At 73.6% G+C, this 25,168-nt stretch carries 19 protein-coding genes; 10 read left to right on the forward strand and 9 right to left on the reverse strand.

Features of this window, described 5'->3' with window-relative positions; all coding sequences use genetic code 11:
• Nucleotides 1-49 precede the first annotated feature (49 nt).
• Genes ASF82_RS00130 through ASF82_RS00140 form a run of 3 tightly spaced genes read right to left on the reverse strand, consistent with a single transcriptional unit; the run spans nt 50 to nt 3,330 of the window.
• Complete coding sequence (locus ASF82_RS00130; RefSeq protein WP_056051839.1) at nt 50-976, reverse strand: carbohydrate ABC transporter permease; 927 nt, start codon at nt 974-976, stop codon at nt 50-52.
• The gene (locus ASF82_RS00135) at nt 973-2,061 is read right to left on the reverse strand and encodes a carbohydrate ABC transporter permease (RefSeq protein ID WP_056051842.1); all 1,089 of its coding nucleotides are present in this window, start codon (nt 2,059-2,061) and stop codon (nt 973-975) included. The genes ASF82_RS00130 and ASF82_RS00135 overlap by 4 nt, the downstream gene beginning before the upstream one ends.
• A 9-nt stretch (nt 2,062-2,070) precedes the next feature.
• The gene (locus ASF82_RS00140) at nt 2,071-3,330 is read right to left on the reverse strand and encodes an extracellular solute-binding protein (protein ID WP_056051845.1); all 1,260 of its coding nucleotides are present in this window, start codon (nt 3,328-3,330) and stop codon (nt 2,071-2,073) included.
• A 201-nt stretch (nt 3,331-3,531) separates the two neighbouring features.
• Between ASF82_RS00140 and ASF82_RS00145 the strand changes: the two genes are divergently transcribed.
• The gene (locus ASF82_RS00145) at nt 3,532-4,563 is read left to right on the forward strand and encodes a LacI family DNA-binding transcriptional regulator (protein ID WP_235491112.1); all 1,032 of its coding nucleotides are present in this window, start codon (nt 3,532-3,534) and stop codon (nt 4,561-4,563) included.
• Nucleotides 4,564-4,881: 318 nt separating this feature from the next.
• Here ASF82_RS00145 and ASF82_RS00150 read toward each other — a convergent pair whose 3' ends face one another.
• Together ASF82_RS00150 and ASF82_RS00155 are read right to left on the reverse strand one after the other, a co-directional pair.
• On the reverse strand, nt 4,882-7,143 hold the full coding sequence (locus ASF82_RS00150) for an APC family permease (RefSeq protein WP_235491189.1): 2,262 nt from the start codon (nt 7,141-7,143) through the stop codon (nt 4,882-4,884).
• A 141-nt stretch (nt 7,144-7,284) separates the two neighbouring features.
• The gene (locus ASF82_RS00155) at nt 7,285-8,058 is read right to left on the reverse strand and encodes a YitT family protein (protein ID WP_200931954.1); all 774 of its coding nucleotides are present in this window, start codon (nt 8,056-8,058) and stop codon (nt 7,285-7,287) included.
• A gap of 26 nt (nt 8,059-8,084) precedes the next feature.
• Between ASF82_RS00155 and ASF82_RS00160 the strand changes: the two genes are divergently transcribed.
• The 5 genes from ASF82_RS00160 to ASF82_RS00180 all read left to right on the forward strand — a co-directional run bounded on the left by ASF82_RS00160 (nt 8,085) and on the right by ASF82_RS00180 (nt 17,452).
• A complete protein-coding gene (locus tag ASF82_RS00160) occupies nt 8,085-9,572 on the forward strand; it encodes a PLP-dependent aminotransferase family protein (protein WP_056051850.1) in 1,488 nt (495 codons plus the stop codon).
• A gap of 92 nt (nt 9,573-9,664) precedes the next feature.
• On the forward strand, nt 9,665-12,868 hold the full coding sequence (locus tag ASF82_RS00165) for an efflux RND transporter permease subunit (RefSeq protein ID WP_056055452.1): 3,204 nt from the start codon (nt 9,665-9,667) through the stop codon (nt 12,866-12,868).
• A 969-nt stretch (nt 12,869-13,837) separates the two neighbouring features.
• Nucleotides 13,838-15,964: a DEAD/DEAH box helicase gene (locus tag ASF82_RS00170; RefSeq protein WP_056051851.1), complete on the forward strand. Its 2,127-nt coding sequence runs from the start codon at nt 13,838-13,840 to the stop codon at nt 15,962-15,964.
• Between the two features lie 145 nt (nt 15,965-16,109).
• Nucleotides 16,110-16,802: a hypothetical protein gene (locus ASF82_RS00175; protein ID WP_056051855.1), complete on the forward strand. Its 693-nt coding sequence runs from the start codon at nt 16,110-16,112 to the stop codon at nt 16,800-16,802.
• Nucleotides 16,799-17,452 carry a hypothetical protein gene (locus tag ASF82_RS00180; protein WP_056051859.1) on the forward strand — a complete coding sequence of 218 codons (654 nt, stop codon included), beginning with the start codon at nt 16,799-16,801 and terminating at the stop codon, nt 17,450-17,452. Before ASF82_RS00175 ends, ASF82_RS00180 begins: the two co-directional genes overlap by 4 nt.
• A 54-nt stretch (nt 17,453-17,506) precedes the next feature.
• Here the strand turns inward: ASF82_RS00180 and ASF82_RS00185 are convergent, their stop codons facing one another.
• Both ASF82_RS00185 and ASF82_RS00190 read right to left on the reverse strand, forming a co-directional pair.
• Nucleotides 17,507-18,013, reverse strand: coding sequence for a DinB family protein (locus ASF82_RS00185; RefSeq protein ID WP_056051862.1), 507 nt, complete (start codon nt 18,011-18,013; stop codon nt 17,507-17,509).
• 64 nt (nt 18,014-18,077) lie between these two features.
• Nucleotides 18,078-18,635 (reverse strand): MarR family winged helix-turn-helix transcriptional regulator, encoded by a 558-nt coding sequence (locus ASF82_RS00190; RefSeq protein WP_056051865.1) that lies wholly within the window; start codon nt 18,633-18,635, stop codon nt 18,078-18,080.
• A gap of 326 nt (nt 18,636-18,961) precedes the next feature.
• Between ASF82_RS00190 and ASF82_RS00195 the strand changes: the two genes are divergently transcribed.
• From ASF82_RS00195 to ASF82_RS00205, 3 genes are all read left to right on the forward strand, one after another.
• Complete coding sequence (locus ASF82_RS00195) at nt 18,962-19,591, forward strand: hypothetical protein (protein ID WP_056051868.1); 630 nt, start codon at nt 18,962-18,964, stop codon at nt 19,589-19,591.
• A 399-nt stretch (nt 19,592-19,990) separates the two neighbouring features.
• Nucleotides 19,991-21,493, forward strand: a complete 1,503-nt coding sequence (locus ASF82_RS00200) for a signal peptidase I (protein ID WP_056051870.1) — start codon at nt 19,991-19,993, stop codon at nt 21,491-21,493.
• 70 nt (nt 21,494-21,563) lie between these two features.
• Nucleotides 21,564-22,547 (forward strand): magnesium and cobalt transport protein CorA, encoded by a 984-nt coding sequence (locus tag ASF82_RS00205; protein WP_056051876.1) that lies wholly within the window; start codon nt 21,564-21,566, stop codon nt 22,545-22,547.
• A 235-nt stretch (nt 22,548-22,782) separates the two neighbouring features.
• Here ASF82_RS00205 and ASF82_RS00210 read toward each other — a convergent pair whose 3' ends face one another.
• Together ASF82_RS00210 and ASF82_RS00215 are read right to left on the reverse strand one after the other, a co-directional pair.
• Nucleotides 22,783-23,481, reverse strand: coding sequence for a hypothetical protein (locus ASF82_RS00210; protein ID WP_056051879.1), 699 nt, complete (start codon nt 23,479-23,481; stop codon nt 22,783-22,785).
• 1 nt (nt 23,482) lies between these two features.
• The gene (locus ASF82_RS00215; protein WP_056051881.1) at nt 23,483-24,199 is read right to left on the reverse strand and encodes a B3/4 domain-containing protein; all 717 of its coding nucleotides are present in this window, start codon (nt 24,197-24,199) and stop codon (nt 23,483-23,485) included.
• 89 nt (nt 24,200-24,288) lie between these two features.
• On the opposite strand from ASF82_RS00215, the gene ASF82_RS15045 reads away from it, so the two are divergent.
• Nucleotides 24,289-25,152 carry a DUF805 domain-containing protein gene (locus tag ASF82_RS15045; protein ID WP_082514106.1) on the forward strand — a complete coding sequence of 288 codons (864 nt, stop codon included), beginning with the start codon at nt 24,289-24,291 and terminating at the stop codon, nt 25,150-25,152.
• Nucleotides 25,153-25,168: the final 16 nt, after the last annotated feature.

Consider the following 25,168-nt stretch of genomic DNA (forward strand, 5'->3'; position numbering starts at 1 on the left):
GTCGGTGCTCCGGGGGTCAGGGCGGGCGTGGGGAGGGGGCCGGTGGGGCTCACTCCTTCACCGCGCCGTCGCTGGCGTTCATGATGCGGCGCTGGAAGACGAAGAACACGAGCGCGACGGGCACGGTCATGATCGCCGCGGCGGCCAGCTTGATCGGGTACTGCGACCCCTGGCTGAGCTGCCCGGAGGCGAGGCTCGCGACGCCCTTGGTGAGGGTGGTCAGCTGGGGGGACTGGGTCGAGACGATGAAGTGCGAGAGCTCGTTCCACGAGCCCTGGAACGACAGGATGACGATCGTCACGAGGGCCGGCCGCGCCATCGGCAGCACGATCGACCAGAACACCCGGAAGGTGCCGGCGCCGTCGATGCGCGCCTGCTCCTCGACGCTGCGGGGGATCGACTCGAAGAAGTTCTTCATGATGAAGACGCCCGCCGCGTCGGTCAGCAGCGGCACGATCATGCCCGAGTACGAGTCGTACATGCCGAGCTGGTTGATGACGAGGAACTTCGGGATGAGCAGCACCACGGTCGGCACGGCCATCACGCCGACGAGCAGCACGAAGATGAGGTCCCTGCCCCGGAACTGCAGCCGCGCCAGGGCGTAGCCCGCGAGCGAGTTGAAGAACACGCGCCCGGCCGTCACGAACACCGTGACGACGGCCGAGTTGGCGAACCAGGTCGGGAAGTCGCTGTTGAGGAACAGCTGCCGGTACGCCGCCGTGGTCGCCGTGGCCGGGATGAGCGAGAGCGGGTCGGACGCGGCCTCGGGGTCGGTCTTGAACGACGTCGCGACGTTGATGAGGAACGGTGCGATGTAGATCACCGCGATCACGATCAGCACCGCGTAGAGCACCGAGGTGCCGGCCACCCGGGCGGAGCTGCGCCGAGGCCGGCCCGCGGGGCGGGGAGCGGCGGGAGGCGCGGCGAGGGGGGAGGGCGTGGGGGTCGCGCCCTCGCGGGGCAGCGTCGCGGTCATCGTCCGGCTCCTGTCGTGTAGAGCGCCGTGCGGCGCCTCGAGACGGCGCGCTCGCGGAGCACGATGCGCTGGAGGATCGTCAGCGCGACGATGATGACGAAGAGCACGAAGGCGATGGCGGCGCCGCGGCCCCACTCCTGGTCGCTGAAGGCCGAGGTGTACGAGAGGTACGCCGGCGTGAGGGTCGTCTTCTGCGGCCCGCCCTGCGTGCCCGTGTAGATCTGGTCGAAGACCTGCCAGGTGCCGATGAGGCCGAGGGTCAGCACGGTGAAGAGCGTGGGGTGGAGCTGCGGGAGGGTGATGCTCCAGAAGCGCTGCCAGCCGTTCGCGCCGTCCATCATCGCGGCTTCCTGCACGTCGCCGCCGAGGTTCTGCAGCGCCGCGAGGAAGAGGAGCATGAACGTGCCGCTGGTCGTGAAGACGGCCATGAGGATGAAGGCCGACATGGCGACGGAGGGGCCGGCGAGCCAGTCCCAGAGGGTCACGCCGAGGGCGGTGTGCTCGGCGAGGAAGGCCGGCGGGCGGGTCACGCCGACGAGCCCGAGCAGGTTGTGGAGCACCCCGCTCGCGTCGTTGAACCAGGCAGGGCCGGTGACGCCGACGAACGACAGCGCCTTGTTGACCGCCCCGCTCTGCGAGAACAGGAAGAGCCAGAGGACGGTGATCGCGACGGAGCTGGTCACGGACGGGAAGTAGAAGGCGGTGCGGAAGAAGCCGCGCCCGCGCAGCACCTGCCGGTTCACCAGCACCGCCAGCAGCAGCGAGACCGCCGTCTGGATCGGCACCACGAGCAGCACGTACCAGGCGTTGTTGCGGAGGCTGATGCCGAAGTCGCGCTCGGCGAGGCCGCCGCCCGAGAGGAGCTCACGGTAGTTGTCGAGCCCGACGAATCCGACGCCGGCGGCGAAGGGGGACCCCCGGCCCGTCCAGTCGGAGACGCTGACCCAGAGGGCCATGAGCACCGGGACGGCGAGGAACAGGCCCAGGATCACCAGGATCGGGGCGACGAACAGCCAGCCAGAGAGGCTCTCCCCCCGCGTCGCGGCGCTGCGGCGACGCGGGGGCTTCGTGACGACGGCGGTCATGGTCGGCGCCTAGTCGAGGATCGCGGCGAAGTTCTGCTGCGCGGACTCGAGGATCGTCGTCGGGTCGCCGTCCTCGAGCCCCGCGAGCTGCGAGTTGAAGTCGGCGATCACCGCGGCGGAGCCGTCCTGCGTCGGGACGCCCTGGGCGAACTCGACGGAGTCGAGGAAGGCGGCCTCGTCGGGGTTCGCGGACTTCCACTCCTCGGCGGCGGACTCGATCGACGGCATCACGCCGAAGGCGTCGGCGAAGGCCAGCTGCTGGTCGGTGCCCGTGAGCTGCTCGACCAGCGCGACCGCCGCCTCCTGGTTGGGGCTGTCGGCGGCGATGCCCCAGCAGTTCGTGAACTGGAGGGTGCCTTGGCCGCCGGGGCCGGCGGGCAGCTCGTCCACCCGGTACGAGACGTCGGGGTAGTCGGCGCTCATCGCGCCGGCGATCCAGTTGCCTTCGATGGTCATCGCCGCGGCGCCCGTGCCGAAGGCCTCGCCGCCCCAGCCCGCGCCGAGGTCGCTCGAGTAGGCGGCGTCGCCGCTCGCGAGGAGCTCCTGCACGTAGGTGAGCGCCTCGACGTTCTCGTCGGAGTCGAGGGTCGCCTCGGTGCCCTCCGCGTTCGTCACGGTGCCGCCGGCCTGCGCCATGAAGGCGCCGACGCGGGCGTACTCGGGGCTGAACGCCAGACCGACGTGGTCGGCCGTGGTGAGCTCGGCGGCGACCTCGCGCAGGCCGTCCCAGTCGGTGGGCACGTCGGCGTCGGTGAGGCCGGCCTCGGCCCACATGTCGTCGTTGATGATCAGGCCGAGGGTCGAGAAGTCCTTCGGGGCGCAGTAGAACTGGTCGTCGACGGTGAAGCTGTCGACGAGGGCGGGGTAGAAGTCGTCGGCGTTGCTGAGCCGGTCGCCGTAGGCCAGCAGGCTGCCGTTGCCCGCGAAGCCCGCGAGGGCGTCGGTGGAGAGGTAGAACACGTCGGCCGGCTCGCCGGAGGCGAAGCCCTGGCTCAGCTGCTGGGGCAGGTCGGAGGCGACGCTCACCTCAGCACCGGTGCCCGACTCGGACGACCAGGCGGCCACCGCATCGGTGACGGCGGTCGCCTCGGCGTCGCCGCTGGCGGCGATGAGCACGCTGAGGGCGTCGTCGCTCGAGGTCAGCTCGCCGGAGGCGCCGGCCCCGTCGGAGGTGTCGCTGAAGCCGGAGCCGCCGCAGGCGGTGAGCCCGAGCACGGAGATCGTGGTGAGTGCGGCGGCTGCTGCCAGCCGGGCGGTGCGTCGTTGCATGAGGGGCCTCTCGTCGCGTCGTTGCGAGGTGGTGCGGTCGGGGTGCTGTCTTGATCGTTCATATTTGATCGATCAAATCGGTGACGTCAGAGTAGGCAGCCGCCCTCGCGGCTGTCAAGCACGACCGCGCGGGGCGGACGACCCGCTGGGGTAGCGTGACGGCAGGCCGGTCAGCGGGGCGGGCCGGGAGCGGAGGTGGGCGTGCCCTCGGTGCCGACACCGCGACTCCCCACGGTCAGCGACGTGGCCGAGGCGGCCGGCGTCTCGCGACAGACCGTGTCGAACGTGCTGAACGCCCCCGCCGTCGTGCGCCCCGACACCCGCGGCCGGGTCGAGAAGGCCATCGCCGACCTCGGCTACCGCCCGCACGCCTCGGCCCGTCGGCTGCGCACGCGGAAGAGCTCCACCATCGGCGTCCGCCTCGACCCGGTGCAGAACGGCATCTCGGGCGCCGTGCTCGACAGGTTCCTGCACGCGGTGACGGAGCAGGCCGACCGGCGCGGCTACCGGATCCTGCTCTACACGGCCGCGAGCCCCGCCGACGAGATCGCCCAGTTCGGCCGGCTGCTCGACGGGGCGGACGTCGACGGGTTCGTGCTCACCTCGACCTCGTTCGACGACCCCCGCACCGAGTGGCTGATCGCGGCCGGCGCCGAGTTCGTCACCTTCGGCCGCCCCTGGGGGCTCGACGACGTCGACGACCCCCGACACCGCTGGGTCGACGTCGACGGACGCCACGGCATCGCGTCGGCGACCCGGTCGCTGCTCGACGACGGCGCGCGGCGCATCGCCTTCGTGGGCTGGCCCGCCGAGTCGGGGGCGGGCAACGACCGGAGGCGCGGCTGGCGCGAGGCGATGGCGGCGGGGTCGGGGCTCTCGCCGGAGGCCCTCGACGCGCTCGACCTGCACCTGGAGGACTCCGTGTCGGTCGCGGCCGCGGCGGTGCACGGGCTGCTCGAGGGCGGCGGCCTCGACGCCGTCGTGTGCGCCAGCGACACCCTCGCGCTCGGGGCGTCGACGGTCGTCGGCCCCGGCGTGCGCGTCGTCGGCTACGACGACACCCCGGTGGCGGCCGCCCTCGGCTTCTCAAGCGTGCAGCAGCCCCTCGAGGAGGTCGCGTCGGCCGCCCTGCAGCTGCTGCTCGACGGCGAGTCCGGTGGTGAGGCGGGCGGGGCTGCCGGCGGGGCTGCGGATCGTCACCGGCTGCTGCGGCCGCGGACGGTGTGGCGCTAGGGGACTGACGACGCGGGCGGGTGCCGGGGGCGTGCCCCGTGCCTCCCTCTGGCCCCGATCCGAGTGGGATCCGCGCCGGACGGCCGCAGATGTGCGGAACGCTGGTGCGTTGACCGCCGATCACTCTCGGATCACGAAGTTCCGCGGCGCGGGGGCGGAGATGCCGACCATCGGGCTGGACCGGGCGCTCTGGTACCTGAATTTCCCGGTGTTGCAGGGCCCGCGGTCGGCATGTGCCACAGGAGCGACCGGGGGAGGCGCGGGGCGGCGCCCCAGGGAGGTGGGGGAGGGAGGGCGCTGCGGTGCCGCCCGCGGCCGCTAGCGCTTGCGGCGGGAGGCGGAGCCGCCGGGGCTGTTGCGCGCGGTGGAGCGCGCCTTGCGCGCGGCCTTGGCGGCGGCGCTCCGCGAGCCCTTGCCCTTGCCCGCAGGGGCGCCGGTCGAGCCGGCCCCCGCGGCACCGTGGGGCGACGCGGGAGTGCGGACGGACCCGGTGTCGGTCGTCAGCGGCTCGGCCAGCCCGAGGCCGACGGCACCGCCCTCGACGGCCGCGCCGGCCCGGCCGGCCGGACCCGCGCCTCCGGCGCCCTGGCCCTCGGCGGCGCTCACCGGCCCCAGCGGCTTGCGCGGCAGGGGGCGGATGGGCTCGCCGCGACGGTCCTGCCCGGGCACCGGCCGCGAGCGACGGCCGTAGAGCACCTCGGACGAGTCGAGCAGCCACGGCACCAGCGAGATGGTGACGCCGTGCACGAGCATGAGCTTCTGGCGGATGCGCCGGCTCTTGTGGTTGTGCAGCGCCGCCTCCCACCAGTGGCCGACGATGTAGATCGGCGTGTAGACGGTCACGACCTCGCTGCCGTGCTCCTCGCGGTGTGCCTTGATGTACTTGATCAGCGGCATGCTGATGTCGCGGTACGGCGACGGCACGATGCGCAGCGGCACCTCGATGTTCTGCTCCGCCCACTGCCGCTGCAGCCGCGCGGTCGAGTCGTCGTCGATGCCGACGTGGATCGCCTCGAGCGACTCGTGCCGCGCCGCGATGGCGTAGTCGAGGGCCTTGAGCACGGGCTTCTGCATCGTGCCGACCAGCACGATGGCGTGGTCGCCGTGCGAGCCGAACTGAGTGGTCGCGTCGGGCTCGATCTCGACCAGCACGTCGCGGTAGTAGCGGTTCACCCCGAGCATCAGCGTGAACAGGATCGGCATGATGACGAAGACCAGCCAGGCGCCGTGCGTGAACTTCGTCACCGTCACGACGATCAGCACCGAGGCCGTGAGCAGCGCCCCGAAGGCGTTGATGCCGCGGGCCCGGTAGACGGCGCCGCGGTCGGCGCAGCCCTCGCGCAGCATGCGGGTCCAGTGCACGACCATGCCGGTCTGTCCGAGCGTGAACGACACGAAGACGCCGATGATGTAGAGCTGGATCAGGCCTGTGACGCTGGCCTGGTACACGAGCAGGATGGCGCAGGCCACCAGGGCGAGCACGATGACGCCGTTCGAGTAGATCAGGCGGTCGCCGCGCGTGTTGAGCGCCTTCGGCGCGTACTGGTCGCGGGCGAGGATCGAGCCGAGCAGCGGGAACCCGTTGAACGCCGTGTTGGCCGCGAGCAGCAGCACCGCCGCGGTGCACGCCTGGATCAGGTAGAACGGGATGCCGAACAGCGAGCCGCCGAACACGGCGCTCGCGATCTGCGCGATGAGGCTGCGCTGCGGCGTGCCCTCGCAGTCGACGAAGCCCTGCAGGTCGCAGGCGTCCTCGGCGTAGTGCACCTTCGCGATCAGCGCGACGGCGACGAGGCCGGCGAACAGCACGATGGCGATGCCGCCCATGAGCACGAGCGTCTTCTGGGCGTTCTGCACCTTGGGGCGACGGAAGGCCGGCACGCCGTTGGCGATCGCCTCGACGCCGGTCAGCGCCGAGCAGCCGCTCGAGAACGCCCGGAGCAGCAGGAGGATGAACGCCGCCTGCGTCAGCTGGTCGGCCTGCACCGTGTACTCGGCGCTCTCGGCCACGGGCGGGTCGCCGAGGGCCGTGCGCACCAGGGCGATCACGATCATCACGAACACGCTCGACACGAAGAGGTAGGTCGGCACGGCGAACGCCTTGCTCGACTCGCGGACTCCCCGCAGGTTCACCGCGGCAAGCACGATGACGAAGAAGACCGCCAGCTCGACCCGGATCGGCGCCAGCTCGGGCACTGCCGAGATGATGTTGTCGACGCCGGAGGCCACCGACACGGCGACCGTCATGACGTAGTCGACCAGGAGCGCGGAGGCCACGACGAGGCCGGCCTTCTCGCCGAGGTTGCGGTGGGCGACCTCGTAGTCGCCGCCTCCCGACGGGTAGGCCTTGATCAGCTGGCGGTACGACGCGACGACCACGAGCAGCAGCACGACGACCGCGACCGCGACCCACGGCGCGAGGGTGAGGAACCCGAGGCCGCCGATCAGCAGGATCATCAGGAGCTCCTGCGGCGCGTACGCCACCGAGCTCAACGGGTCGCTGGCGAAGATCGGCAGCGCGAGGTGCTTCGGCAGCAGCTGCCCCTCGAGCTTCTCGGAGGGGAGGGGTTCGCCGATCAGCCACCGCTTCGGCGACCGGACGTCGTCAGTCACGAGCGGCGACTCTACTCCGCGGCGAGGGACTGTCAACTCGGGGGTGGCGGCGTTCATTCCCGATCCGTCGGGCGGGCTCCGAACAGTCTCGTACCGGGGGCTCCGGGCTCAGGGGAGGCGCGCCTCCGGCAGGTCGGCGACAGGCGTCGAGGAGTCGCGGGTCGGCGCCCCGGGGGAGGGCTCGGCGGGCGTCGCGGCGGGCGGCGCGCCCGGGGTCTCGGCCGCCGGGCGGCGTCGGGCCAGCGCGGGGATGGTCACGGCGACCATCGGGCCGATCAGCAGCGCCTCGAGGGCCGTGCCGATCCCGACCTGGCCGCCGAGGAGCCAGCCGATCGCGAGCACCGTCACCTCGATCGCCGTGCGCGCGACGCCGATCCGCCAGCCCAGCCGTCGGTTGAGGCCGAGCATGAGGCCGTCGCGCGGCCCGGGCCCGTGGTCGGCGCTGATGTAGAGGCCGCTCGCCACGGCGAGCAGGGCGAGGCCGAGCGCGAAGGTGAGGCCCTGGGCCCACCACGCCGTCTGCTCGGGCAGCACCCGGAGCACGACGTCGGCGACCGGGCCGATCGTGATCGTGTTCGCGACCGTGCCGAACCGGACCCGCTGGCGCAGGGGGATCCACGCCAGCAGCACGAGCACGCTGGTCGCGACGACCACCACCCCGTACGAGAGGCCGGTCTGCGCGACGATGCCGGTCGACAGGACGTCCCACGGGGCGAGCCCGATGCCGGCCCTGACGATCAGCGCGAGGGCGACCCCGTAGAGCACGAGGCCGACGGCGAGGCGCGCGAGGCGCTCGAGGTGGTCGCCGCGGCGGAGGGCGGTCAGGGGGAGGCGGGGGTACGGCACGTCGACGATCCAATCGGTCAGGTGGACTGGTCGCAAGGTGCCAATCGTCCTAGTGTGGCCGCATGACCACGGTGACCACCAGCGGACCAGCCGTCTCGTCGCGGGCCCTCGGCTCCCTGCTCGACTCGTGGCGCGCCTCCTCGGCTCCCGGCTACGCCGCCCTGGCGGACCGCGTCCGGCTGCTGGTCGTGGACGGGCGGCTGCCCGTCGGCACGCGCCTGCCGAGCGAGCGCGACCTGTCGGCCCACCTCGGGGTCAGCCGCACCACCGTCGCCGCCGCGTACGCGTCGCTGCGCGAGACCGGGCACGTGCAGAGCGTGCGCGGCAGCGGCAGCACCGTCCGGCTGCCGGCCCGGACGAGCCTGCCGCGCGCCTCGTCGTCGGCCGGGCTGCTCGACCTCACCAAGGCCGCGCTGCCCGCCGTCGACGGCATCGCCGAGGCGGCCCAGCGCGCCGCCGCGAGCATCGGCGGCTACCTCGCCGACAGCGGCTACGACACCGTCGGCCGCCCGGTGCTGCGCGAGGCGATCGCCGAGCGCTACCGGGCCCGCGGCCTGCCGACCGATGCCGAGCAGATCGTCGTCACCCTGGGGGCGCAGCACGCCATCGCCCTGCTCGCGCGCGTGCTCGTCGGCCGGGGCGACCGCGCGGTCGTCGAGGCGCCGGGCTACCCGCACGCGTTCGAGGCGCTGCGCGGCGCGGGCGCGCGGCTCGCCCCCGTCAGCGTGACCGTGCGCGACGGGTGGGACGAGTCGGCCCTGCTGCAGACGCTCCGGCGCACCAGCCCGACGATCGCCTACCTCATGCCCGACTTCCACAACCCGACCGGGGCCACCATGCCGGCCGATCAGCGCGTCCGCGTGCTCGAGGCCGCGGCGGACGAGGGGACGGTCGTCGTCGCGGACGAGACGATGGCGGAGCTGCGGATCGGGGGGCCGCTCGGTGTGGGCCCGCTCGGCGGGGGCTCCCTCGGGGGCGGGCACCGCGCCTCCTCGCCGTTGCCGATGGCGGCCTACGGGCCCGCCGTGCTGATCGGCTCGGCGGGCAAGTCGCTCTGGGGCGGGCTGCGGATCGGCTGGATCCGCGCCGAGCGCCCCCTCGTCGACCGCCTGGTGCGCGCACGGTCGGCGGGCGACCTCGGCACCCCGGTGCTCGAGCAGCTGATCGTCGCCGACCTGCTCGGCGACATGGAGGGGATCCTGGAGGCGCGGGCCGGCCAGCTGAGACGGGGTCGCGACCGCGTCGTGGCCGGGCTGCGCTCCGCCTTCCCCGGGTGGCAGGTGCCGTCGCCGGCCGGCGGGCTCACGACCTGGGTCGCCCTCGGGGCGCCCGTCAGCTCACAGCTCACCTTCGCGGCCCGGCAGCAGGGGCTGCTGCTCGCCGCGGGGCCGATGTTCGGCGTCGACGGCGCCTTCGAGAGGTTCCTCCGCGTGCCGTTCTCGTACCCCGACGACGAGACCGACCGGGCCCTCGCGGCGCTCGCGGCGGCGTGGGAGGGGATCGACGGCGTGCAGGTGCCCCGCGGGGCGGTGATGGCGGAGGTCGTGTAGCCGCGTTCCCAGAGAGACTGACGACAATGGAGGGGTGCACGACGTGCACGTCCTCCTCACCGGCCTTCACCAGCCACGTCTCCGGGAGCCCCGTGCACCTCCTCTCCGTCTTCAGCCTGCGCAACCGCGCCCTGATCGCCCTCGTCACCATCGTGGTCGCGGTCTTCGGCGGCATCGCCCTGACGAGCCTCAAGCAGGAGCTCGCGCCGAGCGTGCAGTTCCCGCAGATCGCCATCGTCAGCTCGTACCCCGGCGCGACCCCCGAGGTCGTCAACGACGACGTGTCGACGCCGATCGAGCAGGCCGTGCAGATCATCCCCGGCCTCGAGGGCACGACGGCCACGTCGAGCACCTCGCAGAGCACGGTGTCGGCCGAGTTCACCTACGGCACCGACCTGAACTCCGCCGAGCAGAAGATCCAGTCGGCGATCAACCGGCTCTCGCTGCCCGACTCGGTCGACACGCAGGTCGTCACGGGCAGCCTCGACGACCTCCCGGTGATCCAGATCGCGGTCACCGGCTACGACCAGGCCGACGCGCAGACCCTCGTCGACCGCCTCACCACCACGACCGTGCCCGACCTGCAGAAGCTCGACGGCGTGCGCGAGGCGTCGATCTACGGCGACGCGGGCCAGCGCGTCACCATCACGCCCGACCAGACGGCGCTCGCCGCGGCGGGCCTCACCGCCCAGGCCTTCCAGGACGCCCTCGACGCGAACGGCACGCTGATCCCCGGCGGCACGATCACCGAGAACGGCCAGACCCTCTCGATCCAGGCCGGCGAGCGCATCACGAGCACCGACCAGATCGCGGCCCTGCCGCTGCTCGGCGGGTCGGGCACCTCGCTCGTCACGATCGGCGACGTCGCCGACGTGCAGCTGACCAGCGCGCCCGTCACCTCGATCAGCCGCGTGAACGGGCAGGACGCCCTGACCGTGGCGGTCACGAAGACCCTCGACGCGAACACCGTCGACGTCTCCGAGATCGTCCGCGACGCCATCCCGGGCCTCGCCACCGACCTCGGCGACGGCGTCGAGCTGACCGTCGTCTTCGACCAGGCGCCCTTCATCCAGCAGTCGATCGACAGCCTCGCGACCGAGGGCCTGCTCGGCCTGGCGTTCGCGGTCGTCGTCATCCTCGTCTTCCTGCTCTCGGTGCGGTCGACGATCGTCACCGCGATCAGCATCCCCACCAGCGTGCTGATCACCTTCATCGGGCTGCAGGCGGCGGGCTACACGCTCAACATCCTCACGCTCGGGGCGCTGACGATCGCGATCGGCCGCGTCGTCGACGACTCGATCGTCGTGATCGAGAACATCAAGCGGCACCTGACGGCGGGCACGGACCGGCTGCAGGCCATCTCGGTGGGCGTCCGCGAGGTCGCCGGTGCCATCACGGCGTCGACCGTCACGACCGTCGTGGTGTTCCTGCCGCTGGCGTTCGTCGGCAACATCACGGGCGAGCTGTTCCGGCCGTTCGCGCTGACGGTGACGATCGCGCTCATCGCCTCGCTGTTCGTGGCGCTGACGATCGTGCCGGTGCTGGCGTACTGGTTCCTGCGGGCGCCGAAGGCGCACAAGCACGCTGGTGGGGCTGGTGCGGGTGCGGGTGACGGCGTCGGCGCGGAGGCGCGGGTCGGCTCGCGGGAGCCGCTCACCACGGCCGCCTCCGACCCCACGGACCCGACGCCGCTCGACCGTCTGCGCCGCGTCTACGTGCCGGTGCTGCGCGGGACGCTGCGTCGCCCCGTCGTCACCCTCGTCGCGGCGGCGCTCGTGCTGGTCGGGACGGGCGCCGTCATCCCGCTGATGAAGACGAACTTCCTGGGGTCGAGCGGGCAGAACACCTTCACGGTGACGCAGACCCTCGCGCCGGCGTCGAGCCTCGACACCCTCTCGACCGCGGCGACGCAGGTCGAGGACGTGCTCGAGGGCGTCGACGGCATCGACACCGTCCAGCTGACCATCGGCTCGAGCGGCACCTCGATCGCGAGCTTCTTCGGCGGCAGCGGCGACAGCACGGTGACGTACTCGATCACGACCGACGAGGACGCCGACCAGGAGGCCCTCCAGGCCGACGTCCGCTCGCAGCTCGACGGCGTCAGCGACGCGGGCACGATCGAGCTGGCGGCCTCGAGCGGCTTCGGCACGAACAACGACATCACCGTCGACGTCTCGGCGCCCGACCCCGACACCCTGCAGACCGCGACCGACGCCGTGCTGGCCGAGGTGCAGGACCTCCCCGGCACCGCCGAGGCGAGCTCGAACCTGCAGTCGGCCCAGCCGATCATCGGCGTCACCGTCGACCGCGACGCGGCGGCCCGGATCGGCCTCAGCGAGGTCGCCGTCGGCGGCATCGTCTCGCAGGCCGTGCAGGCGTTCCGCGTCGGCTCGGTCGAGATCGACGACAGCTCGGTCGACGTCTACACGCTCGACCCGACGCCGCCGGCGACGCTCGACGACCTCCGGGCGATCCAGCTGCCGAGCCCCACGGGCCCCGTCCGTCTCGACTCGGTCGCGACGGTCGACCAGAGCACCGGGCCGACCTCGGTGACGACGAAGGACGCGGTCCGCACCGCTACGGTCACCATCACGCCCTCGGGTGACGACCTGTCGAGCGCGGGCACCGAGGTCTCCGACGCGCTCGCCGACGTCTCGCTGCCGGCCGGCGCCGACGCGGTGGTCGGCGGGGCGACGGCCGACCAGGCCAACGCCTTCTCGCAGCTCGGCCTCGCGGTGCTGATCGCGATCCTGATCGTCTACATCGTCATGGTGGCGACCTTCCGCAGCCTGCTGCAGCCGCTCCTCCTGCTGGTGTCGATCCCGTTCGCGGCCACCGGCGCGATCCTGCTGCAGCTCGCCTCGGGGATCCCGCTCGGTGTCGCGTCGCTGATCGGCGTGCTGATGCTGGTGGGCATCGTGGTCACGAACGCGATCGTGCTGATCGACCTCGTCAACCAGTACCGCGAGAAGGGGCTCCGGGTGCGCGAGGCGCTGCTCGAGGGGGCGTCGCGACGTCTGCGGCCCATCCTCATGACGGCGACCGCGACGATCTTCGCCCTGACCCCGATGGCGCTCGGCATCACGGGCCACGGCGGGTTCATCTCGCAGCCGCTCGCGATCGTCGTCATCGGCGGGCTGGTGTCGTCGACGGTGCTGACGCTGGTCGTGTTGCCGGTCATGTACTACCTCTACGAGCGGGTCGGCGAGCGTCGGGCCGACCGGGCGGCGGAGGCCGCGGGGGGTGCCGGGGGTGCCGCGGGCGATCGCGAGGCTGCTGGGGTGTCGCCGGCGTAGCTCGTCGCTCGTCGCTCGTCGCTCGTCGTGCCGAGGGCGCCGTGTCACCGCGAGGTGGGGCGTCGCCCTTCGTCATGCGGGGGCCAACGGGGGATGCGCGCCGCGCCTTGGGCCTCGCTCGGAAGGCGGGAGGGATCTGGTCGGGGCGGGCGGCGGCGTGCGGCTGTGGCGGCTGCTCGGGNCCGTATCGCTCTCGAATTCGGAGGAGGGTGCCGTGGTCGAGCTGCAGAACCCGACCGTCGCGGCTGTAGTAGTGGAAGATCCGGGTGCCAGGGGCCGTGGTGGGTGCGGATGGTCGGGTTGTGCGGCGTTGTCGGAGCGCGGAGCGCTGGGCAGGGCCGCGCGGCTGGCCGCGCTCGGAATGCGGGAAGGATCTGGTCGGTGCGGGCGGCGGCGTGCGGCTGTGGCGGCTGCTCGGGTCGTATCGCTCTCGAATTTGAGAGTGCNNGGCGGGGTGACGGGGGCCTGCGGTGACGGGGTCGGAGCGCGGAGCGCTGAACAGGGCCGCGCGGCTGGCCGCGCTCGGAATGCGGGAGGGATCTGCTCGGGGCGGGCGGCGGCGTGCGGCTGCGACGGCCGTGCAGGTCGGATCACTCTCAAATTTGGAAGGGGTCGCCGTGGTCGGGCTGCAGAACCCGACCGTGGGGGCTGTAGTAGTGGGAGATCCGGGTACCAGGGGCCGCGGCGCGGGCGGATGGTCGGCATGTGCAGCGGTGGGGCGGGGGAGGCGGGGGTTCCGCGGGCGGGAGGCGTCGGGTACCGTAGGTGGGTCGGCTCAAGACACCGCGCCTGTGGCGCGAACCGATCGGGCGCTGAGCACAGCGACGATCACGCATAGAGGGTTTGTCAGTCTTGTGGGCCGGATTCTCGACGGATGTCGTCGAGATGAATTCACGAACGTGAACGGTCCTGGCCAAAGGCTGCCCGGGTATCACCTCGCGTCACCGCGCAAGCCCGGAGAGAACCACCATGCCCCCCTACGACAAGACGCCTTCGCGCGCCCGCAACGACGACGGCCCCCGCGGCGGCGGCTCCAAGAGCCCCAAGCACCGCGGCCACCGCCCCGACGAGGCCGGAGCCCCCGCCCGCAAGGACCGCTGGAACAGCGACGCCCGCGCCGAGCGCCGTGGCGACGCCCCCCGCACCGGCGGCGGCCGCCCCAACTGGGAGCCCCGCGAGAAGACCGGCAACAGCCGCTTCGCCCCCCGCGACCACGACGCCCGCAACGGCGAGCGTGGCCGTGACGGAGGCGCCCCCCGCTTCGGCCGGGACGGCGGCCGCGAGGCAGCCCGTGCCGGCCGCGACGGTCGCCCGACCCGCCCCTGGGAGCGCTCGGAGCGCCCGGCTCGCGACGACCGCGGCGGTCGTGACGACCGTGGCGGCCGCGACGACCGCGCCCCGCGCGGCTACGACCGCGACGCCCGCCCGCAGCGCGACGACCGCGCCCCGCGCAGCTGGGACCGCGACGCCCGCCCCCAGCGCGACGACCGCGCCCCCCGCTCGTACGACCGCGACGAGCGCCCCGCCCGCCGTGACGACCGCGCGCCCAAGAGCTACACGCCCGCCGGGCGCCCGCCCCGTGACGACCGCCCGCAGCGCTCGTTCGACCGCGACGACCGCGCTCCGCGCAGCTTCGACCGCGACGACCGAGCACCCCGCAGCGACCGCGGCGACCGCGACGACCGCGCTCCGCGCAGCTTCGACCGCGACTCCCGCGCACCCCGCAGCGACCGCGACTCCCGCAGCGACCGCCCCCAGCGCTCCTTCGACCGCGACTCGCGCAGCGACCGCCCCCAGCGCTCCGACCGCGGCAGCGACCTGTACCCGAAGCGCGACGCGGGCCACTACTCGCCCGAGGACGACGTCAAGCTCGAGAAGCTGCAGGCCGCCGTGGTCACCGCGGCCGACGTCGAGGGCGTGAGCTTCGGCGACCTGGGCCTCGGCGACAACATCGAGCGCCAGCTCGCGTCGATGGGCGCCGCCGCTCCGTTCGCCATCCAGGCGGCGACGATCCCCGACGTGCTGGCCGGCAAGGACGTCCTCGGCCGTGGCCGCACGGGCTCCGGCAAGACGATCGCCTTCGGCGCTCCGCTGGTCGAGAAGCTGATGGAGAACAACGGCGCCAAGGGCCGCAAGCCCGGCCGCAAGCCGCGCGCGCTCATCCTCGCCCCGACGCGCGAGCTCGCGATGCAGATCGACCGCACCGTGCAGCCCATCGCTCGCTCGGTCGGCCTCTTCACGACGCAGGTCTACGGCGGCGTGCCGCAGGCCCGCCAGGTCGGCGCCATCAACCGCGGCGTCGACATCGTCATCGGCACCCCCGGCCGCATCGAGGACCTCATCGACCAGGGCCGCCTCGACCTCAGCGAGGTCACCATCACGGTGCTCGACGAGGCCGACCACATGTGCGACCTGGGCTTCCTCGAGCCGGTGCAGCGCATCATCCGCGAGACCGCCGACGTGAAGCCGAACGGCGACCGCGCCCAGAAGCTGCTCTTCAGCGCGACCCTCGACAAGGGCGTCGCGAAGCTCGTCGACGAGTTCCTCGTCGACCCGGCCGTGCACGAGGTCGCCGGCGAGGACCAGGCCAGCGCCACGATCGACCACCGCGTGCTGCTGATCGAGCAGCGCGACAAGACGGCCGTCATCGAGCAGCTCGCCTCCGGCCCGGGCAAGACCCTCGTCTTCGCCCGCACGCGCGCCTTCGCCGAGCAGCTCGCCGACCAGCTGGAGGACGCGGGCATCCGCGCCACGAGCCTCCACGGCGACCTCAACCAGGCCCGTCGCACCCGCAACCTGCAGATGCTCACCAGCGGCCGCGTCAACGTGCTCGTCGCGACCGACGTCGCCGCCCGCGGCATCCACGTCGACGACATCGAGCTCGTCGTCCAGGCCGACATGCCCGACGAGTACAAGACCTACATGCACCGCTCGGGCCGTACGGGCCGCGCCGGCAAGGAGGGCACGGTCGTGACGCTGATCACGCGCCAGCGCCGCCGCCGCATGGAGGAGCTGCTCGACCGCGCCGAGATCGACGCCGAGATGATCGAGGCCCGCTCCGGCGACGCCCTGCTCGACCGGCTCGCCGGCGCGTAACGACACCGCAGCACCACGGCACCCGACGGGCGCTCACCTCACGAGGTGGGCGCCCGTCGTCGCGTCCGGGGGCCCGAGGGAGGCGCGGGTCGGCCCGCCCGCACCGCCCGCGTCACGGAGGCAGGACCGCCCCTAGGCTCGCGAGGTGCCCCCGACCCGTGAACGCCCCGGCCTGGTGCCGGTGCTCGTCCACGACCGCCGGCGCTGGTACGTCGTCGACCCCGCGCTGACGCCCGACGCGGCCGCCGACGCCGTCGCCGAGCTGCGCCGGTCGGCGGCCCCGACGAACGTCGGGAGCGGGCGGCGCGTGCTGCGGTGGGCGCCGCTGACGGTGTTCGTCGTCACCCTGGCGATCGGGGGCGTCGCCGTCGTGGTCGGCGTGGAGGCGCTGCCCCTCACCGAGGAGTTCGGCGCGGTGTCCCTCGGGGTCGCCGGCCTCCTCGCCGTCCTCGTCGGCGCTATCGCCCTGGCGTTCAGCGTCGCGGACCGTCTCGCGCCCGACCTCGTCGGCCCCGCTCCCTCGGCACAGGTCGTCCCGGTGCCGCGTCACGTGCTCTCGTGGCTGCGCGACGACACCGCGGCCGAGGCGGTCTGGCGCGTCACCGCGGCCGTGGGGCTCGTCGAGGAGCTCCGTGGCGCGCGGTGGGCAGTCGCTGACGCCGACGGACAGGAGCTCGAGGACGACCGGGGCGACGAGGGCCCGGGCGGCGAGGCAGTCGCCCGCCGGGCCGTGGCCGTGCTGGTCGCCGCCGAGGCGACCGCGGTGGACGAACTCAGGGCCGTCGCGGCCGCGACCGGCTACGTTCCGTCTCGCCGGCACGCCGAGGTGGACCGGTGACGGCGTTCGTGAGCATCCCCGGTGACGCCGAGGAGTCGTGCTGGTTCGTCGCAGCCCCGGGGGTGCCCACGGCCGCGGTGGAACGGGAACTCCGACGTCGGGGCTGGGCCGCCGAGCCCACCCGGTGGTCGACGCGGTGGCTGTACGCCGCAGCGACGATCGCCGGGGCCGTCATCGGCGTCGCGGTGACCCGCGAGGTGGGTCACCTGCACGAGTGGGCGTCGCTCGCGGCCGGTGCCGTCCTCGGAGCCGCGGTCGGCGGGGGGCTCGTCGCCGTCGGCCACGACGTCGTCCCCGGGCCGCGTCGTGATCCAGCGGCCCTGCGGCAGGCCGTCCGCGACGCCCTCGACGGTGACGGCGTCGTCACCGTCCCCGTGGAGTTCCGCACCTGGGCCGAGCAGCACCACCCGCCCGTGCCGCACGACGACCTCGCCGAGCTGGCCCGGCGGCTCTCCGACACGGAGGACGCCGCCGACGAGCTCGACCTGTGGCGGCTGGTCGTGCCCGCAGACGCCTCGCCCCGCGCCTTCGCCCTGGGCGACCCGATCTACCTCGAGCACCACGCGGCGGCCCGGGCACGGCTCGACGAGGTGGCCGTCCGCCTGGGCTTCCCGGTGCCGGCGAGCTGCCTGCCGGAGTCGCTCCGCTGACGACGCAGGCGGTCCGCACAGGCCGACCCGCGCCTCCCCGGTGCTGACGCAGGGCTAGCGGCGGTCGAGCAGCCCGCGCACGAACGACGCCTGGCCGAGGTGCTGCTGGCAGTCGCCGAGGATGCTCACGAGCCGCGCCCCGGCCGTGACCGGCGGGTCCCACTGCTCGTCGACGACGTCGTCCCAGGAGGCGGCGTCCAGGTCGTCGAGGTAGCCGCGGGTGCGCAGGGTGACCGCCTCGAGGTAGGCCACGAGCAGGTCGCCCTCGACCCGCACCGAGGCGACGTCGGCGGGCGACATGCCGTAGCCCATCTCGGCGGGGGAGAAGGGCAGGCCGAACGACTCGGCCCAGCCGTCGACCGACCACACCTCGTCGCTGCCCGCGAGGTCGGCCACCTGCGCGTCCTGACCGCGCGCGGTGTGCCAGACGAGCCAGGCGATCGTGTTGGCCTCGGGGTCGGCCCGCCAGGCGAGGTCGTCGACCGAGAGGCCGTCGACGGCCGAGCGGGCGATGGCGGGCAGGCGCGAGAACGCGTCGATGAGCACGTCGGAGGGAGTCATCGCGCCACCCTACGACCGGCTGCGCGGGAGGGTCCCGCCGTGAGGAGCGCCGACCGGGGCGGAGCTAGTCGGACGAGGCCGGAGCCTGCGCCGACCCCTCGGCCGCACCGGCAGCGAGGGCCGCCAGGTCGGCGTCCGCCTGCGCCGCCGACCGGACGAGGGAGTCGCCGATCGCGCGCATCGCCGCGGCCAGGAAGTCGAGGTGGTGCGGATCGACCGCGTCGCGGAACGCCCCGCGGTAGAACTCGTCGATCTCGTCGATGGCCTTGCGGCCCGCCGGGGCCAGCTCGAGCACGACGCTGCGCCGGTCGGTGGGGTGCGGGGCGCGGTGCACGAAGCCGGCGGCGCCGAGCCGGTCGATCAGGCTCGTGGTGGCGCCCGTCGACAGCTCGAGCGCCTCGGCGGTGGCCTTGGGCGTCGAGGCGGCGTTCTCGCCGACGAAGCGGAGGCAGCGCAGGTCGCTCGTGCCGATGCCGTAGTAGGTGGCGACGAGGCGCTCCACGCGCTCGTTCTCCTTCTGCAGGGCACGGAACGCGTCGAGGACGCCCGACACGTCGAGCAGCCCGTCGTCGTGGAGGGGAGGCGCGGCGCCGGCGGGCGGCTGGGGGGAGACGTCGGTCATGGGGTGGGCTCCGGGGCCTCGGGGGCGGGTCGTGCGCGAGCGTGCGGGGCGACACGGTGCGGGGGATCACGACGAGGGGCGAGGTCGACCCGCCGAGGGCGGGGAGCGAACTGCCTCGACGACGAGCATAGCTCGGATGACGAGTAGTTCACCCGTCGAGCCATGTCCCCTTGAGTGGGGGCATGCTTCGGCTTGCGTGCTACTCGGAGGGCAAGTAACTTGATTGTCGTACCACTTGAGAGGCCAACCACTCGGATACCGAGCAAATTGTTCTCCGAGGCTCTCCCCCCAACTTCCCGTTCCACCCCAACCACCTGGAGCTCCCCATGTCGCGTCCCACCCCCCGCCTCGCCCGCCTCGCCGCCTGGATCGCCATCCCCGCCGCCCTCGTCGCCTCCGGCCTCGTCGTCTCGCAGGCCTCCTACTCGGCGTTCTCGTCGACCACGGCCAACCCGACCAGCAACTGGACCGCGGGCAGCGTCGCCCTCACCGACGACGACGGCGGCACCACGGCCGACGGCTCGACCGGCGCCGCGATGTTCCAGGCCACGAACCTCAAGCCCGGCTCGACCGGCTCCAAGTGCATCGCGGTCACCTCGACCGGCTCGCTCGCCTCGGCCGTCAAGCTCTACAGCAGCAGCTACTCGACCACCAAGGCCCTCGGCGACAACATCACGCTGAACATCACGCAGGGCACCGGCGGCGGCTTCGGCTCCTGCACCGGCTACACGCCCGCCCAGGGCGCCGCCGGCGCCGTCTACTCCGGCACGGTCGCCGGCCTCAGCACCGCCGCCACCAACTACGGCAACGGCGTCGGCACCTGGGCGACCGTCGGCGGCACGACCCCCGAGGTCCGCACCTACCAGGTGACCTACACGGTCAACGCCGCGGCGACCAACGCCCAGCAGGGCGGCACCGCCGCGATCGCCCTCACCTGGGAGGCGCAGAACAGCTAGTCGCCCGGCCGCCGGCCCCGACAGCCGCCGGCCCCGACCGCTGACCGCTCCACCGACTCCCGTCGCCGCTCCTCCCCCCTGCGTCGCGACGGGCCCCACCTCGCCGCCCGCCCCGACCCCCCGCGGGGCGGGCGGCGAGGACCTCCTCCGGCCCCCTGAGCCGGCCGGAGGAACAGCAGCACCGCAGGACACCCGATCGCCCGCGGCGCCGCACCGCACCACCGCACCACCCGGCCCCCCACCTCGCCGGTCGCACGCCCACCCCGAGCACCACCGCACCGCCCCCGACGCACCACAGCACCACCGCCCCGCCCGACCCGGAGCGCAGCACGACAGCAGCACAGCACCGCAGCACGACAGCACTCACCACGCACGCACCACGAGACCACGAGGCACGCCATGACCACCTTCGACTTCCTCAGCCCGGCCACCGCCGCGGCGCAGGTCGCCGGGTCGCGGCGTGCCTCTCGGTCGTGGTCGCACTGGCTCCGCCTGCTGGTCGGGGTGCTCTCGCGCACCGTCCTCGCCACCGTGGTGGGCCTCCTCCTCTGGGCCGCCGTCCCCGCCGTGATCGGCTGGACCCCCACGACGGTCATGACCGGCTCGATGGAGCCGCGCATCCACCCCGGCGACGTCGTGGTCGCGAAGCCCGTCGCCGAGTCGGCGATCCGCCAGGGCCAGGTGCTCCTCTTCCAGGACCCCGACCGGGCCGACCACCTCCGCCTGCACCGCTACCTCGACAACGGCGAGGGCACGACCATCGTCACCAAGGGCGACGCCAACCCGCAGGCCGACAGCACCCCGGTCGCCCGCGACGCGGTCGTCGGCGTCGGCTACCTGCGCGTGCCGTACCTCGGCACGCCCTTCGTCTGGGCCCAGGGCGGCCAGACCGGCCACCTGCTCGTCACGGGCAGCCTCCTGATGCTGCTCGTGCTCGGCGCCCGCGCCGACCGCTACCTGCTCACGGGCCTGGAGGGCCCCGAGGAGTCGCCCCGCACCTCCCGCCGTCCGGTCGCCCTCGCCGGCGGTCGCGTGGCCGCCCGCCGCAGCGTCCGTCGTGCGGCCCGGCTCCGGGTCGCCGGCAGCACGCTCGCCGTGGTCGGCCTCGTCTCGGGCCTCGCCGTGACCCTCGTCGTCTCGGGCGGCGCCGGCGCCGCCTTCTCGGCCCAGGTCGCGAACCCGTCGAGCGCCTTCGGCGCCGCGTCGACCTTCGACTGCCTCACCGACGCGTACAACGACCAGACCTCGTTCGGCTTCTCGTACAACGAGACGTCGGGCACGACCACCACCGACGGCAGCGCCTTCGCCCGCGTCGGGACCCTGAGCTCCGGTGCCTCGTTCGTCGGCGGCTCGTGCGCGGCGAACTCCAGCCCGTCGCTGCAGCTCGACGGCACCTCGGGCCAGGTCACGACGGCCGTCATGCTCGGCGGGCAGCCCTCGTTCACGGCCGAGACCTGGTTCCGCACGACCACGACCCGCGGCGGCGCGCTCGTCGGCTTCTCGTCGGCGCAGACCGGCACCACCACGACCACCGACCGCGCCCTCTACATGACGAACACCGGCGCCCTCGCGCTCGGCGTCCGCCCCACGACCAGCACGGTGAAGACGACCGTCACCCCCCGCGCCTACAACGACGGCGCCTGGCACCACGTCGTCGCGACGCTCTCGAGCACCGCCGGCGTCGTCATCTACGTCGACGGCCAGGCCGTCGTCACCGACACCACCTCGAAGACCGCCCAGGCCGCCACGGGCTACTGGCGAGTCGGCTACGTGCCGCTGACCGGCCTCGGGTCGGCGCCGACCAGCAGCTGGTTCGCGGGCCAGGTCGACGGCAGCACGATCTACAACAACTCGGCGCAGACGGCCTCGCAGGTCCAGACGCGGTTCGCGGCCGGGCACTGACGCACCGCTCCTCCTCGGGGGCTCGACCCGCGCCTCCTCGGGTCGGCCCCCGCTCTGGGAGACTGGCCGGATGCCCCTCCAGATCAACGACGTCTACGTCGACGGCCGCCTGCACGCGTCGCACGACACCCTCGACGAGACGTACGCGGCGCTCGCCGAGACCGGCGGCACCGCGTGGGTCGTGCTCAGCGAGCCCGACGCGGCCGAGCTGGCCTCGCTGCAGCGACGCTTCGACCTGCACGAGCTCGCCGTCGAGGACGCCGGCTCGGGCCACCAGCGCGCCAAGCTCGAGCGGTACGGCACCACGCTCTTCGTCGTCGTGCGGCCCGCGGTCTACCTCGACGACGAGGAGACCGTGGCGTTCGGCGAGATCCACGGCTTCGTCGGGCCCGACTTCTTCATCGGCATCAACCACGTCTCGCACATCGACGCCCGCCACGTCGCCCGCAGCGTCTCGCGGCTGCGCACGAAGCCCGACCTGCTCGGGGCCGGTCCGCAGGCGATGCTCTGGGCCCTGCTCGACGCGGTCGTCGACGCCTACAAGCCGGTCATCGACGGCCTCGAGAACGACATCGACGAGATCGAGCAGCAGCTGTTCTCCGGGGCGCCCGGCGTCGCGCGGCGCATCTACGAGCTGTTCGGCGAGGTCAGCGACTTCCAGAAGGCGTCGCGGCCGCTGATCGCGATGCTCGACGGGCTGCTGCGCGGCGGCGAGAAGTACGGGCTCGGCACCGAGCTCGAGCGGCGGCTGCGCGACGTGCAGGACCACGTCATCCGCGTCGTCGACCGGGCCGACACCTTCCGCGCCGTGCTGCAGAACGCGCTCGCGCTGAACGCCACGCTCGTCGCCCAGGACCAGAACGAGGTCACCAAGCGCATCTCGGCCTGGGCCGCCATCCTCTTCGCACCGACCCTCGTCGGAGCGATCTACGGCATGAACTTCGACGTGATGCCCGAGCTGCACTGGACCCTCGGCTACCCGTTCGCGCTCGGGCTGATGGCCGCGATCGGCGGCGGGCTCTGGGGGGCGTTCCGCCTCAAGCGCTGGTTGTAGGAGGCACGGGGGCGCGGGGCGCGAGCCTGCGGGCCTCGAGGTGCCCCGTTCTGGGTGCTCGGCGCGCGTGAGGGCCCGGAACGGGTCACCTCGATGAACGGGGGAGGCGCGGGCTCGGCCGGGCTCGCCCGGGCGCGAGCCCGCAGGCACCGAGGTGCCCCCTCATGGGCCCTCGGCGCGGGGGAGGGCCCGGGACGGGTCACCTCGGTGGGTGGGGGAGGCGCGGGGCCGCGCGTCAGCGCTGGTAGAGGCGCTTCGCGCCGAGCACGTGGGCGTCGGCGGTCTCGGGGCGGAGCGCGGTGGCGACGGCCTCGTCGCGGTCGAGGTGACCGGGGAAGTTGATGCGCGTGAAGCGGCCCTTCGGGTCGTCGGGCGAGACGGGCAGCACGATCGACGTGCGGCGGAGCGCCTCGGCGAGCACGAGGCGGTGCTCGTCGGTGAGGGTCGCCCCGCGACGGTCGCGCAGGAACGCCTCGACGCGCGCCTTCCCGCCGGCCGACAGGCGCAGGGTGACGACCGGCTCGCGTCGTCGCTGGGGAAGGACGCCGATCTGGGCGGCGTCCACCGACGCGAGCTCGACCGTGCGTGACCCGGCGCGGAGCTCGCCCGTGCTGAGGGAGACCGCGGCCAGCGGCCAGCGGCGGGTACGCGCGACCCAGGCGACCGCCACGGTGACGACGACCAGGGCGAGGGCCGTGCCGATCGTGACGACGACCGGCACGCCGTCGGCGGCGAAGGTGGCCGCGATGTTGATCAGGTGCAGGCTGACGAGGGAGAGGAAGAACGGCTGCGCGCCGGCTCCCCAGACGCTGCGCCAGTCACGCGTGCCGATCACGACCCACCCCTGGGGCAGGGCGTCGGCGTTGGGGCCGAGCGTCTCCGAGTCCGGGCCGCCCCGGGCCGGGGCGACAGCGGTGTCGCCGGGGTCGACCACGTCAGCCGGCTCGGATGATGCGGCGGGCCGTGCGGACGTCGGGGCCGAGCCGGGTCAGGTGCTGCTCCAGGTCGGCGACCGCCGCCTCCAGCTGGTCGTCGGTGAGCGGGTCGAGCGCGTCGAGGACGAACAGGGCCGACGTGGTGTCGTCGCGGAGCGCGGTGCGCGGGCCCTGCCGCCAGTTCCAGCGGCGGCAGGTGACGCCCTCGTCGTCGCACCAGACGACCTCGCCGGCGTCGGGGTGCTCGGTCACGGGCTCGCCGCCCGCGCTCGTCTCGAACGCCTCGTCGCCGACGGCGCGGACGAGGCGGGGCGCCCCGACGTAGCGCGAGAGGTCCTCGCCGCCGAGCGGGATCGCGTGCGAGACCGAGACGGCGTTGTAGAGGTCGGTGAGGCGGTTGACCCGCGGCAGGCCGGACTCCGCGCGGCGGATGAGCGCCTCGGCGCTGTTGCGCGTGCGCTGCGGCTTGGCGCCGAACGCCCGGTACGCGTCGCGCCACGCGGCGACGTGCGGCAGCTGGTCGACGGGCGCCTCCGCCAGGGCCGCGGCGGCCGACCGCTCGGCGGCCTGCAGCAGCGCCTCGCTCTCGTCGTCGCTGGGGCCGGGCACGATGCCGTCGACGGCCACGAGCGCGGCGCGGTAGTCGGGCCGGAGCGCGAAGACGGCGGGGTCGACGGAGGCGGCGGCGAGCAGGCCGGGGAGGTCACGGTCGGTCATGGGCACAGCATGCCACGGGGCGCACGAGGTTCCCTCGGGTCGGTACCCTGGCGACGTCGCAGGGTGCGACGCGAGCAGGGGGGAACGACATGAGCGACGATGGACGGAACGGCCAGGGCGGGCAGGGCCAGGAACAGGGACAGGGACAGGGCGGCGAGCAGGGGCAGCAGCCCGGGGAGGCGCCTCGCTGGCCGTACGGATCGCAGCCCGCGGAGGGCCAGTCGCGGCTGAGCCCGCAGGCGCCGTCGGGGCAGCACCCGTCCGGGGAGCAGTCGCCGTCCGGGCAGCAGCCGCCGTACGGCCAGCCGTCCTCCGGCCAGCCTTCGTACGGGCAGCAGCCGAACGGCCAGCAGCAGCCGCAGTACGGGCAGCAGCCGTACGGCCAGCAGCAGTACGGCCAGCAGCCCTACGGCCAGCAGCCCGGCAGCGCGGTCGCTCCGCCCCAGCCGCTCTACGGCACCCCCGTCCCGCTGGCCGCCGACGGCACGGTGCCGCTCTGGGCGCCCCTGTACGGCGCGGGGCCGGTCGAGTCGATCAAGCGCTTCTTCCAGAAGTACGCGACGTTCTCGGGGCGGGCGAGCCGCAGCGAGTACTGGTGGGCCGTGCTGGTCAACACCGTCGTCTTCATCGTCCTCGGCATCGGCGGCGGCATCGCCGGCGCAGCGGGCGCCACGACCGCGGTCGACGGCACCTCGCAGCCGGGCCCCGGCTTCTACCCGTTCGGCATCGTCCTGGCACTGGTCGCGTTCGGCACGATCATCCCGTGGCTCTCGATCGGCGTCCGTCGCCTGCACGACGTCGACCTCAGCGGGTGGCTGATCCTGCTCAACCTCGTGCCGTACCTCGGCGGCTTCGTGATCTTCATCCTGTCGGTGCTCGGGCCGAAGCCGGGCGGGGCGCGCTTCGACGTGCCCGCTCCCCAGGGGGCCGCACCGCGCCTCCCGCAGGCCTGACCCGTCGCCGAGGCCC

It is taken from the genome of Frigoribacterium sp. Leaf164, from assembly GCF_001423665.1.
In the GTDB taxonomy this organism is placed as follows: domain Bacteria; phylum Actinomycetota; class Actinomycetes; order Actinomycetales; family Microbacteriaceae; genus Frigoribacterium; species Frigoribacterium endophyticum.

Excerpts from the sequence above, each read along its gene's own strand:
- ASF82_RS00190 (WP_056051865.1), bottom strand. The coding sequence starts at position 18,635 with ATGACCGACGTCTCCCCCCAGCCGCCCGCCGGCGCCGCGCCTCCCCTC.
- ASF82_RS00195 (WP_056051868.1), top strand. The coding sequence starts at position 18,962 with ATGTCGCGTCCCACCCCCCGCCTCGCCCGCCTCGCCGCCTGGATCGCC.
- ASF82_RS00160 (WP_056051850.1), top strand. The coding sequence starts at position 8,085 with ATGACCACGGTGACCACCAGCGGACCAGCCGTCTCGTCGCGGGCCCTC.
- ASF82_RS00170 (WP_056051851.1), top strand. The coding sequence starts at position 13,838 with ATGCCCCCCTACGACAAGACGCCTTCGCGCGCCCGCAACGACGACGGC.
- ASF82_RS00205 (WP_056051876.1), top strand. The coding sequence starts at position 21,564 with ATGCCCCTCCAGATCAACGACGTCTACGTCGACGGCCGCCTGCACGCG.
- ASF82_RS00200 (WP_056051870.1), top strand. The coding sequence starts at position 19,991 with ATGACCACCTTCGACTTCCTCAGCCCGGCCACCGCCGCGGCGCAGGTC.
- ASF82_RS00140 (WP_056051845.1), bottom strand. The coding sequence starts at position 3,330 with ATGCAACGACGCACCGCCCGGCTGGCAGCAGCCGCCGCACTCACCACG.
- ASF82_RS00130 (WP_056051839.1), bottom strand. The coding sequence starts at position 976 with ATGACCGCGACGCTGCCCCGCGAGGGCGCGACCCCCACGCCCTCCCCC.
- ASF82_RS00135 (WP_056051842.1), bottom strand. The coding sequence starts at position 2,061 with ATGACCGCCGTCGTCACGAAGCCCCCGCGTCGCCGCAGCGCCGCGACG.
- ASF82_RS00185 (WP_056051862.1), bottom strand. The coding sequence starts at position 18,013 with ATGACTCCCTCCGACGTGCTCATCGACGCGTTCTCGCGCCTGCCCGCC.
- ASF82_RS00215 (WP_056051881.1), bottom strand. The coding sequence starts at position 24,199 with ATGACCGACCGTGACCTCCCCGGCCTGCTCGCCGCCGCCTCCGTCGAC.
- ASF82_RS15045 (WP_082514106.1), top strand. The coding sequence starts at position 24,289 with ATGAGCGACGATGGACGGAACGGCCAGGGCGGGCAGGGCCAGGAACAG.